Source organism: Desulfonema magnum (assembly GCF_017377395.1).
GTDB lineage: Bacteria > Desulfobacterota > Desulfobacteria > Desulfobacterales > 4be13 > Desulfonema_C > Desulfonema_C magnum.
Map to the genome: position 1 here is coordinate 1,309,135 of NZ_CP061800.1, position 17,159 is coordinate 1,326,293.

The window sequence follows — 17,159 nt, forward strand, 5'->3', positions numbered from 1 at the left end:
CTTGTCAGTTGCAACTGCTGACCAAACAAAGGAGAGCCATGGACCAGAAAATGAGCGTCATGATTGTGGATGATGAAATGATCGTCCGGGAATCCCTTTTTTACTGGTTTGAAAAGGCCGGGCATGTGACCGACACGGCTTCATCAGGGTCCGAGGCCCTGGAAAAGCTGGAGAAATTCCCCTTTGATATTCTGTTTGTTGATATGAAGATGCCCGGAATGAACGGCATTGAATTACTGGAAAAGGTTAAGGAGGAATATCCGGATACAACGGTGATTATCATTACAGCATACGGCTCTGTTGAGACGGCCATCGAGGCCATGAAAATGGGAGCCAGCGACTATCTGCTCAAACCCTTTAAGCCGGATCAGCTCTCCCTTGTGATGGAGAAAATTATTCAGCATAAGAAGCTGGCGTCCGAATACAGATATCTCAAAGGACAATTGGAAGAAGTCACCCGTTTTGACAACATTATCGGGCAGTCCCCTGAAATGAGGAATATCTTCAGACTGATTACAGAGGTTGCAGAAAGCGACGCGTCTATTCTGATTTTAGGAGAAACAGGAACCGGTAAAGAGCTGGTGGCAAAGGCGATCCACGCCAAGAGCTATCGGAACCATTTTCCTTTTATTGCGATCAACTGCGGCGCACTACCGGACAGTCTTCTGGAAAGTGAGTTGTTCGGGTATCAGAAAGGCGCGTTTACCGGTGCCAGTCACTCCCGCAAAGGGTTTTTGGAAGTTGTTTCCGGGGGAACGCTTTTTTTGGATGAAATCGGAGATATCAGCCCAAAAATGCAGGTTGATCTCCTGCGTGTTCTGGAAGAGAAGCAAATCATCAGGGTCGGAGAAACCCGTCCCGTTGATGTGGAGTTCCGTCTCATTTCCGCAACCCGGCGGGACCTTGACAAAGAGATGAGAGAAGGAACGTTCAGAGAAGATTTTTTCTACCGTATCAATGTGATTACAATTCACCTCCCCCCTTTGAGAAAAAGAAAGGAAGATATTCCTCTCCTGATTCAGCATTTCCTGGATAAATACAGTCATGAGACAACCCGGCATGTGGATCATGTCACCCGTGATGCCATGGAACATCTGAAATCATACGACTGGCCCGGAAATGTCAGGGAACTGGAAAATGCTGTTGAAAGAGCAGTGGTGCTTTCAAAGTCCCGGACACTTAAAACCGAGGATTTTTCTTTCCTCAGGCCCGTGTCGGATCCCCTGCTGAAGCAGCCGCGGTCCCTGCGTGATATGGAGAAGGAATATGTTTGCCACATACTTTCAGAGTATGACTGGAATATCACCAAGTCATCCGAAATTCTGAATATCAGCCGGGCAACCCTGCACAGAATGATCAGACGGTACAATTTGCAAAGGACAAAATGAGAATCCCCAACCGGTCAGCAACTGCCACAGCCTTATGAAGCCTGTAAACATCCGCGTCGGGGTTGTCCCCGTGGGAGAGGTTCCTGAGATCGCTCCGAAAGTCATTGCATCCCATTTTCTCGGTTATCTCAACCTTTCCGCAGATATTCTGCCGCGTCTGGAACACCCTGAATATGCCTTTGACAAACGGCGGTGTCAATACAACGCGGCGCTGATTATCAAAGCCTTTGAGTCCGAGCATTTCGACAGTTATGACAAGGTGATCGGCGTTTTTGATGTTGACCTTTTTGTTCCCCTTTTTACCCATGTTTTTGGCGAAGCAAGGCTGGGCGGCAAATACGCGATTATTTCCCTGTTCAGACTGGAGAAGAATTTGGAAAGGGCCGCAAAGGTGGCACTTCATGAATTCGGCCATCTTTGCCATCTTGAGCATTGCAGGGATATCAAATGTCTTATGCACTTCTCCAAAGGACTTGAAGAACTGGACAATACCCCTCTGTATTTTTGCAAGTACTGTTCCGCATATCTTGAAAGCGCTTTTTCACGCGTGCGTACCTGAGGGACAGAGGGAGGATCGGAGAAGCTGCACGAGACATGCCCTGTGTTTCCGAGTCCCCCCGGGAACGGCATCTTTGAAGCATCTAAGACACCCTCGCGGTTCGGAGAAAGGTCTGAACCAGCGTATTCCATCCGATTTCCGGATAATATCCGAAAAAATCATCTACCGGCTCACCACCGGTGGCTTCGAGATGTTCATATTCCGGTCCCATGAGCCTCATCAGATGACGGCTTTCCTGTTCCATCCAGTTCAGCGCATCTTCCCCGAAATAGAGCTTTTTCAGATTCTTTTTTGAAAATTCAGGCTCCAGGATAAAGAGCCACCCCTCCTGATACGGGTCTTCATGGATAAGTTCAGGATGATCCTTTGCCTTATGGTTCACTGTGACCACAGTACCTGAGACAGGAGACAATACCGCGGCTTTATGATTGTCCCGGGCAAATGTCCATCCCACCTGGTTTTGTTCCAGGGTGGCTCCCAGCGGCGGCGTATCCAATATCTGGGCTGTCCCGAAAAGCCTGACCATGAAATCATCAAATCCGATCCGAATGCGTCCCCCATGTTCGACCCTGGCCCAGCTATGACCCATATGATAATAATACCCGTCTGCCACCCGATAACCGGATGCGTTCTTATATTCAGGAGCAGTGTTTGCCATCGGGACCGTATCTTCCTGGTCCAGCATCTGATCAAAAGCACAATGCTGACACTCATAATTTGAAACGCATATTTTCGGTGTGTCTATGCGGCCCGTCAGCACATGGCGACAGGGCCGTGACGCGCCGTCATACTTCTCTCTCAGCAGATCAACCCAGCCTGGTTTTTTCTTGCTCGTGTCAGATGCCATGGCACGCTGCATTGCCTTGTCAAACATACAATTATTGCAATCATAGGCATTATCACAGGTTCGGAAATTTACGACACCTGCCTTCATCCAGATACATTCATTCTCCAGCACCTGAAATCCCATCACCCTGTTCTTTTTGGTTTTCGCTACCTTTTCTTTCATATCGGGACCTCCTTTCTTGTAGTCTGATATCAGATACTGGCGATATTCAGTATCTGATATTTTATATATGCAAAAAAAGTGCCAGAAAAGAAAAGCTTCAGTTATCTCAGCATCTAACCATTTAAATTATTTTATTTTTTATAATTTTTTTTGTGGTTTCGTTTGAAAGCGTGTCTCTCGGGGTAATTTGAATATGAAAAAATTCGTTACACCCTGAATGGGAAAAAGAATGGATGGATAAAAAATAAATAAATAAAATAAGCAGATTAAAGAACTGTCGCAGTTTGAAACACGCGGTGTGACAATTGTTTACGTTTTTTAAGGGTTAAACGAGATTCAGGCCGACTAAACTCACATGCCCTTTTTCGGCTGCTTACGGGGATTATGTTTTTTATCTTGATTTCCCGTAAAAGCCATGTTACTTTTCATTTTAATCTTTTGAATCAGTTTTTATGATAAAAATCAGAAAGATTGCCTCATATTCGGGCCCGTGGGGCCAAGTAAACGGTGCATCTGCCCAAAAACGGGCATAAAGGACTGCGGGTTCTTAAACTGAGGAGAAAATCCCTGATCCGTCCTTTGTGCCGCTTAACTTATGCGACAGCCATCAGAAACAGAAACTATTCTGTTATATAGTATTTAGATTTAGGTATGTCCTGGCACGAAAGTTGCATACAGAGGCGGCCTCCGGGATTCCGAACGGACGAATGAAATTTTCAGGCCCGGAAACGGCTTTTTTTCCGGGACAACCTTCCCATGCAAAAATCATGCCGGGACATACCTAAATCTAAGTACTATACATGAAAAAAATTTTTAAGACTAAATTTGGCAGCATCTGTCATGCTGACGCATTGCGTTACATGCCCACCTTAAAAGATGGCGAAGTAAATTTGATTATGACTTCGCCGCCTTTCGGACTTGTGAGAAAAAAAGACTACGGAAATGCTGATGCTCATGAATATTTAGATTGGTTTCGGCCATTTGCAGAGCAATTCAGGAGAATCTTAAAACATGATGGCTCCCTTGTCATAGACATTGGCGGTGCGTGGATACCCGGACAACCAACAAGATCACTTTATCATTATGAATTGATGATAATGCTATGTCGTGAATACGGGTTCCATTTGGCACAGGAGTTCTTCTGGTGGAATCCGTCAAAACTTCCTGCGCCTGCGGAATGGGTTAATGTACGCCGCATCCGGGTCAAAGATGCGATAAATTGCGTGTGGTGGCTGTCAAAAACCCCTTGGCCAAAGGCCAGCAACCGGAGAGTGCTTGTACCTTACAGTGATTCAATGAAAGGACTGCTTAAAAATGGGTATAAAGCCAAACTGCGACCAAGCGGGCATGATATCAGTGATAAATTCTCCAACGATAATGGTGCGTCAATTCCGCCCAACCTGATAGCAATTGCCAACACCGAAAGTAATTCATCGTATTTGGTCAGGTGCAAAGAAATCGGAATAAAGCCCCATCCTGCAAGATTTCCGGTAGATCTTCCGGAGTATTTTATTCGTATGCTGTCAGACAAAGGCGACTTTGTTCTTGATCCGTTCGGCGGTTCCTGCGTAACCGGAGAAGCCGCTGAAAAATTAAAACGTAAGTGGGTATGTGTTGAATTGGAAAAAGACTATATCGAGGGTGCCAAACTTCGATTTCCAGTCAGACAACCAGACAGAAAAATACCGACTTATACGCTTTCTCATCCTGCTGCTCTCTGGAATGGCGTTGATAACGAGGAACCGTTGCCGTCAGACGGAGGCAAGAAACGCCCCAAAAAAACCACAATAAAGGAATCACGGCCTTCCCATAAAAATATAAAGTATAATTTCAGTCAGTTAAAGATTTGCTGATTTTGATTTTCGGCTCTGAAATTCGGTAGTGTTCTAAAACTGGACTTAAACTTTTTAACCCCTTGAATCAATTTAGCAAATATCGGATCAAGTCCAGTTTTAGAACACCACCCTGAAATTCCATAAGATGGTCAGATCGTCGGTATTTGAAAAATCCGATTAATTTTATCAATCAATATATTATGACTTGTCAGGATATTGCAAATCAGGTGTCAGTTCAAATGTTCCACGAGCGGCGGAGAAACCCGGCTTTTTCCTTTATCGGAGACGCGTCATTCCGAAAAAAAAGCCGGGTTTCTTCTCTGTGCAGATATTAAAAACTTATGGTTAGCTACTTATTTTTATAAAGCTGTGGCTAAAAAATAAGGATTGAAAATTATCTGATAGTAGAAGTTTTCAGTTCCCAAATCCCTCTTTTTAATTTTCAATTTTCAATTCTCCCGGTGCGCAAATACCAGTTTTCCGCCCAGATGCCCTGCAATACCTGCTGCTGCCAGCATGATCAGGTGGATAAAAAGGAATGCCCATCGGCTTCCGGTTGTTACCACATCAGGGTTGATAATATACCAAATGACAAGTATGAGCGATGTAAAGAACACCACGCCTCCGCAGACCATTTTTGTATAAAACACAGAGGTCAGATTTCCTCCGTAAATCCTTTTCCAGTCATTATAACCGGAAAAAAGGACCAGCGGCATCGAAAGCAGGACAAATACCAGGTTATAAAAAGCTGCTTCTCCGAAGCTGGCAGCCTGGAAGATAACCGCCAGAAAAACAAAAATCACGGCAGCAGGGAGAACGCCGTTGGGCGTGTGAACGGAGATCGGGTGGATATGATATTTGGTCATGAGTCCGGTAATTTTATCATAAATATTCAGATAGATTGGTTTGCCAGTTTGCTTAACCGGTTCCTGAGTATCTGCTTTTATTTCTGCCGGAGCCGATTCTGGTTCAGCGGGTTCCGGTTTTTCCTGAGTATCCGGTTTCATTTCTGCCGAAGCCGAGTCCGCCACATCTGGTTTTTCTTTTATGGAAGCCGATTCTGGTTCAGGCTGCTCATCGCTTTCCTGCAATGTTTCTTCAAATTTGCTTCGGTCTGATCCGCAAACAGGGCATTCATCAGGCGGGGTATTGCCTGTTTCAGTATAAGCGCATACCGTGCATTCCCATGTTTTCAAAGACTCGGGTTCTGATATGGCTGATTTGGGTTCAGGCTCTCCCGCGCTTTCCGAAAATATTTCTATGAACATACTTCGGTCCACCCCGCACACAGGGCATTTTTCAGGGGGTTCTTCACTTCTTTGAATATAGCCGCATACCGTACATTTCCATGTTTTCATAAAAATCCTCCTTTTAATTCCTGTAAATGCTAAATTTTCAATCCGCTAAAACCGCATTATTAAAGCCAGATTTCACATTATAAGTACCCGGACATATATTTTCAGGCAGAATTATCAGCAAAATTCCCCGAACCGGCTTAAATGAGACTCGGATAAAAATACCGGAAAACTTTTGTCCAAGTACTTAAATAGCCTATAAATGTTTTCATAACAAGAACTTTTTTTCCATATGTATAAAAACTACTGATATAAAAGTAGCATTTTGCCCCCTCAGAATACTCCTTTTACCCCATTGACAATTTTCTCTGTTTTATGAAATGAGTAAAATAAAAAGTGAATCAATTCAAAACAATGAGTATTGTCATTCTTATAGCATTTGTCTGATTAGCCTATAATAGCAGTATTATAAATTAATTTCAGAGATAAAAACAACTAACTGTTTCATTGAGGTTGAATATGTACACTATCTCGGAACCTGTTCTTATGTTTGTCGGGGCCTGCATCTTTTTCGCTCTTTTAATAGTACTCGCTATTACTCTGTATTATTATGTGGGATTGGGTCTGGCGATTTTTTTGATAAGAGTTGCTCTTCCGGCAATTTTATCAGGAGGAATGTGCATGTGCCTGTTTGCCTTTCTGGGCTGGGCAATCAGTTGTTCAGCAGTTATTATGAAAATTTTTTTATTTGTCGGGGGCGTGTTAGGCATTCTCATTGAACTATATTTTTGGGGGATCAGAGAGCCTCCCCGGATAACAAAGCGATTTTTATACTGACACTGGCGGGATACTTCAAAATGGTGTCTGTCCGGCTTATGCGTCGGAAGCCTGCGGACTTTCATCAGAAGATTCAGGCTTGTTACTCTCAGGCGGAATATACATCCCCAGAAAGTCACTTATCTTATCAGCCAGGTTTCCGATACTTTCCTCTTTCTTTGCAACACTGATCTTTAAGTCCTTCTCCAGCTTTTTATCTTCAAGCGCTTCCGCTTTTGTCTTCAGCTCTCCCTTTTTCGCCTCTTTCTCTAACTTGTTCATTTTCATATCTCCCATTTTTTTCTTTATCTCTCTGGATTTATTAACAGGAAATTTTTCAAACAAAAAGTTGAACCGGTCAGGATTTTTATTTTCAAGCTGAACCAGAAAAAAAGGACACAGGTCCGCTATGTCATTTAACAGAAAGGGAATGATGGCAGGAGGCGATGCCACAAGTTCCAGAATTTTGAGAGAGGGATCAACAGGCCCGGTTTCAAATCTTTCTTTAAGAAGCGGCTTATTTGTATCTGCAACCAGCGTAATGATTTTGGTAAGTTTTTCCTTTAATGCATCTTCTTCAAGGTTAAAAAAAGTCTGGGCAGGCATTGTCAGCATCATGTTCAGCAGAACACCTGATCGGAAAGCAATGTTGCTGAATTTTTCGTTATTGTACCATTGATTAAGGATAGCAACTGCGATCTCAGGTTTTAATCCCATGAGGAATTTGCAGGCCCCGGGCATATCCCATTTTATTGCTTCATAGTTATTCATTGCAATACGAGCTTCCAGCGGAGCCAGTTTCTCAAACTTGGCTTTGATTAACGTGGCCGCTTTCTCCTGCATTCTCAGCCGGATATATAAATTTGCGAGGCCGCCGGGTATGTATTTTGCTATATGGTGAATCAGCCTGTTCCATAGATTTGAAAGTATGGGCATAGTTAAAATCTCCCTCTCAGGATTCACTACCGTACACTTTTTATAATAATCTGATTTTATTTTATAAATTGTATGTGACACAGGTTCCGTTTATGATTGATGACTAGAGAGTCGGATTGAACATTTGAAAGGCAACCGGAACAGGTATGTCGTAATTTAAAAAATATTCCAACAGGCTCAGACCTAATTGAAAGAGACTCAGATCACATCGGTCGGCACGGTGAATAATTCTGTCCCAGCCCTGTTCCGTTGCCAGTGTTCCCAGGAACACAATCCAGATGTAGGCAAGACACGCTCCGATCATAAGGCGGCGCAACCGGTCAGGGTCGGAAATATGACTTTTATGAATATTAAACCCCCGGCTTTTCTGGTCGGAAAAAAATGTTTCGATACGAAACCGTTTGGAATAATATTGGCAGGCTTCCCAGGGCGATCTCATATTCGTAACCAGATATATCGGTTCCTTATTTCCTTTCGCCCACCAGACGACAACCGTCACCGGTCCGTATTTTTTATTTGTGAACAAAACATTGCGTATGTACCGATAGCTGTCCGGAACCGTGAACACACCGAGAACATTAAGACGATGCTCCTCTCCGTCCCAAAAAATTTTGGTATTATATGCCGTTCGGCACACATACAGCCATCCCCGTTCGGCCAGATTTTTTTGCAAACCGACACCGTCGAACTCTCCGTCACCAAGAAAAATAACCTTCTGCGCGGATTCCGGTATCACGTTGGCAACCTCCCCGACCAGTCCGACATGGCTTTCTTCCGGGAAATGACCTTTCTTACCTCTGACCACCGTGTAAGCAAGGGGCAGGGCACGTTTTTTATAAATCACACTGATCATCAGGGTTACGCATCCCCGGCCGACCGTGCTTCCGTCCATTGCCAGCACAATTTCGGAAAGTCCCAGACTGATCAGCAGCGCCTGTGCGAACGGCAGAAAAAATGTTTCAGATTCAATGCTGTCATTGGAAATCCAACGTTTTATACGCTTTTCCACACTCGCCGGCGCGGCGTTCTCATCCGGAACTTTGCCTGCAATTTTCGGAAGCTGGCAGCTCCCGCTCCCCGTGATGCCGCTGATTATCGCGGCCAGCGTGTTCAGGCGCCGGGCCTCGTTTCCCTTCGGCTGTTTCGGATACATATTGTCCAAAGCCTTTCTGATCTCACGATATCTGTTCACATTGTCGCTCATGACAGCCTCCCTGTTATCTGTTATTTTCTGAAAGCTGTCATACCATTATTATATTTTTCTGTTAAGATTTTTTTGTGTCATAATCTCAGATGAGTAATATTTACTCAGAAAAAACAGCCGATGGTGAATTTTAAAAAAATTTAAAAAACAAACAGTTATTTAAATTTCAAACCAACTATGGTCGTCTTTATATAATAATTTAAAATAGTTAAAAAAAGTGTACGGTAGTGAATCTCAGGAAAGCTTTCAAGATGAGCGATCAGTTTTCAGTTCTTACTGTCGGTAACAACAAAATATTAGCGGATCGCAATTTTCTGATTATAACGGATTCTGATTATAAGGGATTTAGGGGAGGCCGGGAAAGCCCCATAGGGGCGGCATATTTGTAGCAAATCATGCCGGGCCGGGAAAGCCCCGTGGGGGCGGCATATTCGAGACATGATTTACTACAAATATGCCGCCCTCACGGGGCTTGGGGGGGCTGCAAACCTGCTGCTACAAATATGCCGCTCTTACAGGGTTTGGTCGGCCCTCCCCTAAATCCGTTATAATCAGAAAAAATTTTTGATCTACTGAATATGAAAGTTTAAAATTTTTTCTTAGCACCTGATACTTCCATATAAACGAAAAGCGGTCAGAGTGTCAAATCCAAAACAAGCGTTGTTTGGAAGATTGACAGATTGATAACAAGGGGATTGCAGTTGACGCTTACATATCAATGTTATATAAATTAATCAGTGGACGAGGTGGTTTACAGAACAGGATTTACAACCCCGTCCGACAAAGCGTGACAACTACAGGTGCAAGGAATAAGAACAAGAACAAGCTTTTTTTCCTTTTCTTATCTATTTTCCCTGTACTTTTTTGAACACCAGGATCAACAAAATCCTTCAGCATCAGAAAATGAAGTTTTGACCTTTCTGAAATCACGCTAAAGCCTTATCCAACGTGTGATTATTGGGAATAATACTCTGAAAATGCTCTTTGAAAATTTTTCGGACGTCAACGAACTTCGGGCAGAGTCTGACTAACTTGTTAATGGTCACATTTCGGAAGCGTCGGAGCTTCCTCAGATTCTGCTTCATCATATTGACGACGAGGTATGCGATGACTTTGACGCCGACGCAGGCATGAGCCCCCTTCCGATCTCGGAGATGCATTGCTCCCAGTTCGAGAGTGTCTTTGAGGAGCTTCCGGAATTCTTCGATGCGATGATGGAAGGCGAAGGCATGCAGTGCCTCGCTGCTACGCAGAGGTCGTCCTGCTATAATAAGGTAGCTGACCGCCCGTTTCCCCTTCGGAATATAGAAGACGAGAATAACCTCGCCGAAGGTTTCGCTTACTGCTTCGGTTCGATACACCGGCTGTCCGTCTGTTCCCCATCCGGGAGTAAGACGATCTTTGAAATTTTTCCGCCACTGGCCGGCCTTCCGGATTTCTCCGTCAATTTCAAAGACGTAGTTGTCCTTGCCGCGGAAAATTCCGGTAAGAGTCAGTAAGAGTGCGGGATCGGACGATTCGGCATCTTCGTTCGCAAGGCCGGTGTCTGTAGCTGACGCATCCGATTCGGACGAGGCTTCTTCCGAACATTCACCGCGGCAGAATGCCGCGATATCCTGAGAAAAATATGCCGCATCACCTGTAGTTCCGAGGCGGCTGATGTCAATGCCCGCGGCTTCGAATTTTGCTTCGGCGGCTTTCAGCATCTCCTCATATATCTCAGGCTTGGTTTTAAGCCCCCTGCCCTGTTTGGAGACTATCCGCACGTCGAGAGGGAGAATAATGTCGCCGATTACCAGAATCAGAGCGATCACGTTCTGCCCGTTCGCCACGCGTTTAAGCTGGCCGCTCCACCATTTCCATACATAGCCGAGTTCCGTGGCAATACGGGCAATCACGGAGTCATCGACTGCCATAATCAGTCCGTCCCGGCTTTTTGTGGCATCGCTCATGGTGAGCCTCTCCCGCAGGAGAGGAACAGCGATGCTGTAAAGGTGATTCTGCAGGAACTTACGCCAGCAGTAAACACTGACGTTTTTAACACGGTCATAGGTGGCGGTTTTCGGGAGTCCGAGCACCTGCATAACCTGGTAAACATTGTCCGCTCCGAGAAATACCGCCATGCTGATGAGAAGAAGGGTTTCCATATCCTCATCAGGCATCCGGCGGAAATACGGGCGGAGTATTTTTCCGAACTCCTCGGCGGCACGAAGCATTTCTTCGGTAAAATGTTCCTCAGCGGTTTTCGTTGTCATAATAAGAACCTCCTTATAATATCGGCACCCGGAATCAGGGCGGTCAGAGGCTCGGACATATATTTCCGAACCGTATATTTGTACAGTATATCACGAAGTCCGTCGTATGCCAAGAAAAATTTTAAATCCGAGTGTCTGACTACAGATTCGCATTCTTAAAATATAAGCTGGTTTCAAACGCATTTTCATGAGATTAATTTATGTAAACTCAATATAAACAGCATGTTAATTTCAATACTGGAAAGGTCAAAAGTTTAAATCTGTGATTGCCCCGCGTCGCGGCCTGATATGGATTTTCAGAAATTTAATTTCATTAACGGACAAAATTTATGCTGCAATATCATATTTCAGACAAACTTGAAGTAACAGTTAAAATTAGCAATAATCCCTATGACATTCCGCCCGAAAAATTATTTACCATGGCTGCCCGGAAAAATAAAAAAAGAAGCTTTTTGTTTGTCAGTAACGTATTGGGTAAGCATATACCGGTAAACCCGAATCTGGCAATACTGAACGGCATGGCCCTTGCAGCCAGATATTATGAAGAAAGCTGTAAGACTCAGCTTCCGCAGACGAGAGATATTCTTTCTGTTTTGAAAACTGGCAAAGGTTTGGAGGAAACCTGTCGTAAAATAAAAGAAAATTTGTTTCCGATGACACAGCCGACTTTGTTTATAGGATTTGCTGAAACAGCTACCGCTCTGGGACATGCTGTGTTTGAAAGTTTTTCAGACAATGCCTTTTACATTCATACCACGAGAGAAAATATTACGGAAGCAAAAAACAAAATTGCATTTGAGGAAGAGCATTCTCACGCCACATCGCACAGAATATATCCTCTGGGATTTGATATGCTGGAATCTGACTGTCCGGTCGTGATCGTGGATGATGAAATAACAACAGGAAAGACCGCCTTAAACATCATAGAAGCGATTCATCGCATTCATCCGAGAAGAGCATATTCTGTGCTTTCCATATTGGACTGGAGAACAACTGAACACAGGGCGTTGTTTGATGAAAAAGAAAAGACGTTGGATGCTGAAATTCAGACAGTTTCACTTCTGGCCGGCACGATGGAGGTAAACAGAACCTCTCACAATAAATTACCTCTCCGGATATCAGATGCGTTAAAAGAATCCTGCCCAATGAACAGCATCGCTATGAATACTGCCGGGGCTTTTCCGGCAGAGGTCGAACATCTGAGTTTGGACTCGTTTTTCAGCCAATTTGTATTATGTTCCTCCACAGACAGTAACGGAGATAAAAATACAAGCCCCTATATAAAAGGGACGGGGCGTTTCGGCATTCAATCGGAGGAGAATACAGTAATGCGTGAGCAGCTCAGACAGGCCGGTTTATATCTGAAAAGATTCCGAAACAGCAAAAAAACGCTTTGCATGGGAACCGGAGAATTCATGTATATCCCCATGAAAATTGCCTCATTCATGGGAGAAGGGATTTCATATCAGTCAACAACACGAAGTCCCATCTGGCCGAATAATACGGACGGATATGGCGCAAAAAACGCGTTTGTCTTTAAAAGCCCTGAGGATGCCAATATAACGAATTATTTTTATAATATTCCATATGGACATTATGGCGAAATTTATATCTTCTTTGAAAGGGAAATAAAAAAAGAAAGGCTGGAGCCGTTGATTGAACAGTTGAAAAAATCAGGGGCCGAGAAAATATTTATCATAACCTGTTCGAGAAACAAAGATTCACTTCCGGATCCCGGATATCTCGGAAGCTATCCGCGGGAAGATGTTGTGTTTCTCTTAAAGGATGTTGGCAATCTGATCAGAGAGCAGGGAAATGAGGAGCGGGAAAAGGCCATTCAGTCGGGGGTGCATTATTCGGAGATGCTTCCCATAGAATACCGGCCCTCTGACGAATATATGGAAATATTTCATGATTCCCTGAAAAAGTATGATGAGAAGATCGCCATAGCATCGGGTCTGGTTGCGGAAAAGATCATAAAAAAAAGAGGGCGGAACATTGTGCTTGTATCTCTGGCAAGAGCCGGCACGCCCGCGGGGATACTAATCCGCCGATATTTGAAACACAGATACGACATTGATCTTCCTCATTACAGCATCTCCATTATCAGGGGAAAAGGAATTGATGAAAACGCCATTCGGTATATTCTTCAAAACCATCCGGGTTTGGAAATCCAATTTATAGACGGCTGGACTGGCAAGGGATCAATTACAAAGGAACTGCATCAGGCGTGTGCGGCCTTTGAGAAAAAATGGGGCCTTCCTCTCAGCAGTGACATGGCAGTCATTGCCGATCCCGGGTATTGCGTGAGCTTGTTCGGAACCAGAGATGATTTTATGATTCCGAGCGCATGTCTCAATTCCACCGTGTCCGGTCTTGTCAGCCGCACAATTCACAGGGCTGACTTAATCGGAGAAAATGATTTTCACGGGGTCCGGTTTTATAAGGAACTCATAAAGGATGATGTGTCCAATCTGTTCACAGATTCCATAACAGAGAAATTTCCCTCCGTCACAGCAACAGTGCTTGATCTTCTCCCGCAGGCATTAAACACGAGGACCGAGATATCCTGGAGAGGAATGAAAGATGTGGAGAAAATTCAGAAAGACTTTGGCATAGAAAATGTTCATTTTGTAAAACCCGGAATCGGGGAAACAACACGGGTTCTGCTCAGGAGAATTCCCTGGAAAATCCTTGTCCGTCCCGGTGCGAACCATTTGGAACACATCTTGCAGCTTGCCAAAGAGAAAAACATTCCTGTTGAAACTTACGCACTTTCAGCATACCAATGCTGCGGAATTATTAAGCCGTTGGAGAAAAAATAATGATGATGTTTGCGAGTGATTTGGACAGAACCCTGATTTATTCACAAAAAATGATAGACGCCTCAGAGGAGCAGCCTGATGAAATACGCGTGGCTGAAACAAAAAACGGTGAGGTCATCACCTATATCACCGAGAAAACCATTCACCTGTTAAAACAAGTATCTGAAAGAGCAATGTTTGTGCCGGTTACGACACGCACAACAGAGCAGTATTCCAGGATTGATGTCATTTGCAAAGATATCATGCCTAAATACGCTGTCACCGGCAATGGCGGGAATATTTTAATGCAGGGAAAGGCAGATATGGCATGGCATGAACTCATAAAAGGCAAAATTGAAAACGAATGCCTGTCTATCGGAGATGCGCTCAACGAATTTGAAAAGATAAAATCAGATCAGTGGGTAAAGATGTCCAGAGTGGCAGATGAATTATTTTTCTATTGCGTGGTTCACACGGCGCAGGTTCCGAAAGATGAAGTTTGTGGCTATTCTGAATATCTTGAGGAAAATAATTGGAGAATCGCTCTGCATGGCAGAAAATTATATTTTATTCCCAACTGCGTGAACAAAAGGGATGCTGTCGCACATCTTGCGGAACAGGAAGGACTGACAACAAAGATTATATCCGCAGGAGATTCTGTGCTTGATCTGGATATGGCCGAAATATCAAATCTGTTTATTTCGCCCTGTCATGGAGAAATCTGTCAGTCACACCGGGAGGAAGATGATGGGGTGACATACACAAAAAATTATGGAATTACAGCCAGTGATGAACTCCTTGAGAATATTATAAGTGTTTTAGACGGCTGATTTACCAAGTGTCTTTCAGAACTCCCCCGACATCAACCGGAACCGTCTGCTCCTCCCATACCAGCCCTAATTCCAAGCCTGTGTCATACGGCAGGACGGACATCGCCGCTCCGGAATCCACCAGAGCGGGAACGGTGATCTTATGCCCTCCGTGATAAAGAGCGATTTCTATGAAAGGCATTCCCCCGCGCAGGTGGGGAAATGCCGGAGAACGGGTGTACTGATAAGTACCTGATCAAAAATTTTTTATACACCTTTTTCTCTGTGAGCGGCGGAGAAACCCGGCTTTTTCCTTTGTCGGAGAAGCATCATTCCGGAAAAAAAAGCCGGGTTTCTTCTTCGGGAAGATATTAAAAACTTATGGTTAGGTACTTATTTCATGTGTTGTCATTCTCCTCCCAAAGCTGCTGAAGCTGAAAGGCAGCTTTATATGAAGTGTCATCCGGCGTGACTGTCGGTGTCATGACCGGATAGCTGACTCCTCTCTCAAAATATTTTTCAGGATGTTCCTCCTCCTGTTGCAGCATCTTCGTTATGTCCGCAATGAGCTGCAATTTGTCCGACACCGGGAGCGGTCTTATGAATTTCCTTTCCAATTCAGCCAGTAACATATCATACCTCCTTCAGTCTCCTACGCCGGAATGACAACCAATTTTTACGGATATATGAAAATTGGTGTCATCCTGCTTCGGTTTGTTCGGCATTTTACAAGTTTTTTTGCACATCAGCAGCCTTGTCTCTTCAACATTTCATTTTCATCTTTCAAGTGTCTCAGTCATGCGGGCCGGGCTGAGGAACGAAACCCGGCACTTTCGTGATCCGTCAGTTGGGAAATGATTGTTGGTGTTGGGTTTCGTTCCTCAACCCAACCTACAGAACTATCTTAATTTAAATCAAAAATTAATACACAACAAAGCACCCCGGCACAGACTCATGCAGCCGGGCTGAGGAACGAAACCTGACATTTTCGTAATCCGTAAGTTGGGAAATGATCGTTGGCGTTGGGTTTCGTTCCTCAACCCAACCTACAGAACTGTATCGCTCTTTTTGGCCCCGAAAAGAGCAACATAGGCACATCTTACAGCCAAAATAAACGGTTAATTTATTTAATATCAGTCAGTTATCATGAAATAACCGCCAATGGCGGCCCAAAAAAAATCAGAAGATTCATACCATAAAAAATTTAACCTGATTCAGGGAGGATCAAATTCATTTCAAGTCTTCCGCCAAGAGCTGACGCAGCTTGAGAAATAGTGTTTAAAGTTACTGATTTTCCAGGTGAAAGGAGTCTGTCCAAAGAACTCCTGCTGGTACTCATTTTCTTAGCCATTGCACTTTTAGTCAGACCTTGTTTTTTCATTGCCTGTTCGATCTGGAATGCCAAAACTCTTTTTATTGCTTCTGTCTGACACTCGGCAAGAATACCTTCTTCTTCTAAAAACGCTTCAAAATCACTGCCAATATTATTGTGTGTCTTACTCATCTTCTATCCCTTTTTCATATTTAATCTGCTGAAAAAAAAGATCAGATACGATCATCTTAGTTTTTTTGATTTTTCAGGAAAGATTTTTTTCTTTTTTCAGCAATATCAATATCTTTTTTAGGTGTTTTTTGAGATTTTTTGATTATTCCGTGTAACAGAACGATAACATCTTTATAAATGGTGAACATAATACGGGCTATGCCGCCTTTTAATTCTGTTCTCACTTCCCACAGTTTTTTATAACCTGACAAAGCCCTTACAACCGGCATTCCTATCGGCCATCCGTATTGAACCGTCATCATATCTTTACCGACAGCTTTTCTCGCATCCTTTTGTAATGTTTTCAGCCAATCTTTGACAGGCTCTTTTCCAAGGTCATTTTGGTAAAACTTAATTCGTAATTGCTGCCCTTTTATTTTTTCTTCATCAGTTTTCATAAATTTATATTTGTACCATTTTTAGTACAATGTCAAGAATAAGTTTATTGCGATAATAAAAATTAAAAGCGCAGCATTTTCTTTAGGTTGCAGGTCTGAGAGTCATGTAGGCTGGGCTGAGTCATGCAGGCCGGGCTGCACTGCCATTAAGTTAAGCTTCCGGAGTGCGAAAATTATTTTTCGCACCCTCGCCGGAAACTGTTTTTGTCACTTCGGATGCTCCTTAACTTAATGGCAGTGAGGCCGGGCTGAGGAACGAAACCTGACATTTTCGTAATCCGTCAGTTGGGAAATGATTGTTGGCGTTG

The 17,159-nt window shown here is 43.8% G+C and carries 15 protein-coding genes; 5 read left to right on the forward strand and 10 right to left on the reverse strand.

Annotated features, from left to right (window positions below; translation table 11 throughout):
- Positions 1–38: 38 nt before the first annotated feature.
- Both dnm_RS05180 and dnm_RS05185 read left to right on the forward strand, forming a co-directional pair.
- The gene (locus dnm_RS05180) at positions 39–1,388 is read left to right on the forward strand and encodes a sigma-54-dependent transcriptional regulator (RefSeq protein ID WP_207681635.1); all 1,350 of its coding nucleotides are present in this window, start codon (positions 39–41) and stop codon (positions 1,386–1,388) included.
- A gap of 34 nt (positions 1,389–1,422) precedes the next feature.
- Positions 1,423–1,947 carry an archaemetzincin gene (locus dnm_RS05185; RefSeq protein WP_207681636.1) on the forward strand — a complete coding sequence of 175 codons (525 nt, stop codon included), beginning with the start codon at positions 1,423–1,425 and terminating at the stop codon, positions 1,945–1,947.
- Between the two features lie 82 nt (positions 1,948–2,029).
- Here dnm_RS05185 and dnm_RS05190 read toward each other — a convergent pair whose 3' ends face one another.
- A complete protein-coding gene (locus dnm_RS05190; protein ID WP_207681637.1) occupies positions 2,030–2,956 on the reverse strand; it encodes a glycine cleavage system protein H in 927 nt (308 codons plus the stop codon).
- Positions 2,957–3,756: 800 nt separating this feature from the next.
- Here dnm_RS05190 and dnm_RS05195 point away from each other — a divergent pair.
- Positions 3,757–4,809 carry a DNA-methyltransferase gene (locus dnm_RS05195; RefSeq protein ID WP_207681638.1) on the forward strand — a complete coding sequence of 351 codons (1,053 nt, stop codon included), beginning with the start codon at positions 3,757–3,759 and terminating at the stop codon, positions 4,807–4,809.
- A 431-nt stretch (positions 4,810–5,240) separates the two neighbouring features.
- Here dnm_RS05195 and dnm_RS05200 read toward each other — a convergent pair whose 3' ends face one another.
- The 5 genes from dnm_RS05200 to dnm_RS05220 form a co-directional block, all read right to left on the reverse strand.
- Positions 5,241–6,149 carry a rubredoxin-like domain-containing protein gene (locus tag dnm_RS05200; RefSeq protein ID WP_207681639.1) on the reverse strand — a complete coding sequence of 303 codons (909 nt, stop codon included), beginning with the start codon at positions 6,147–6,149 and terminating at the stop codon, positions 5,241–5,243.
- Positions 6,150–6,694: 545 nt separating this feature from the next.
- Positions 6,695–6,988 (reverse strand): hypothetical protein, encoded by a 294-nt coding sequence (locus dnm_RS05205; protein ID WP_207681640.1) that lies wholly within the window; start codon positions 6,986–6,988, stop codon positions 6,695–6,697.
- Positions 6,960–7,838, reverse strand: a complete 879-nt coding sequence (locus tag dnm_RS05210; protein WP_207681641.1) for a hypothetical protein — start codon at positions 7,836–7,838, stop codon at positions 6,960–6,962. The genes dnm_RS05205 and dnm_RS05210 overlap by 29 nt, the downstream gene beginning before the upstream one ends.
- A gap of 103 nt (positions 7,839–7,941) precedes the next feature.
- Positions 7,942–9,042 carry a transposase gene (locus tag dnm_RS05215; RefSeq protein WP_207677902.1) on the reverse strand — a complete coding sequence of 367 codons (1,101 nt, stop codon included), beginning with the start codon at positions 9,040–9,042 and terminating at the stop codon, positions 7,942–7,944.
- A gap of 926 nt (positions 9,043–9,968) precedes the next feature.
- Positions 9,969–11,297 carry a hypothetical protein gene (locus dnm_RS05220; protein ID WP_207679484.1) on the reverse strand — a complete coding sequence of 443 codons (1,329 nt, stop codon included), beginning with the start codon at positions 11,295–11,297 and terminating at the stop codon, positions 9,969–9,971.
- A 329-nt stretch (positions 11,298–11,626) separates the two neighbouring features.
- Here dnm_RS05220 and dnm_RS05225 point away from each other — a divergent pair, with 329 nt between their 5' ends.
- Positions 11,627–14,122 (forward strand): phosphoribosyltransferase, encoded by a 2,496-nt coding sequence (locus tag dnm_RS05225; protein WP_207681642.1) that lies wholly within the window; start codon positions 11,627–11,629, stop codon positions 14,120–14,122.
- Positions 14,122–14,931: an HAD family hydrolase gene (locus tag dnm_RS05230; protein ID WP_207681643.1), complete on the forward strand. Its 810-nt coding sequence runs from the start codon at positions 14,122–14,124 to the stop codon at positions 14,929–14,931. The genes dnm_RS05225 and dnm_RS05230 overlap by 1 nt, the downstream gene beginning before the upstream one ends.
- A 1-nt stretch (position 14,932) precedes the next feature.
- Here dnm_RS05230 and dnm_RS05235 read toward each other — a convergent pair whose 3' ends face one another.
- From dnm_RS05235 to dnm_RS05250, 4 genes are all read right to left on the reverse strand, one after another.
- Positions 14,933–15,112 carry a pepsin/retropepsin-like aspartic protease family protein gene (locus tag dnm_RS05235; protein ID WP_207681644.1) on the reverse strand — a complete coding sequence of 60 codons (180 nt, stop codon included), beginning with the start codon at positions 15,110–15,112 and terminating at the stop codon, positions 14,933–14,935.
- A 196-nt stretch (positions 15,113–15,308) separates the two neighbouring features.
- Complete coding sequence (locus tag dnm_RS05240) at positions 15,309–15,542, reverse strand: hypothetical protein (RefSeq protein WP_207681645.1); 234 nt, start codon at positions 15,540–15,542, stop codon at positions 15,309–15,311.
- 572 nt (positions 15,543–16,114) lie between these two features.
- Positions 16,115–16,414, reverse strand: a complete 300-nt coding sequence (relB, locus tag dnm_RS05245) for a type II toxin-antitoxin system RelB family anti-toxin (RefSeq protein ID WP_207681646.1) — start codon at positions 16,412–16,414, stop codon at positions 16,115–16,117.
- 56 nt (positions 16,415–16,470) lie between these two features.
- Complete coding sequence (locus tag dnm_RS05250) at positions 16,471–16,851, reverse strand: type II toxin-antitoxin system RelE/ParE family toxin (protein WP_207681647.1); 381 nt, start codon at positions 16,849–16,851, stop codon at positions 16,471–16,473.
- Positions 16,852–17,159 lie beyond the last annotated feature (308 nt).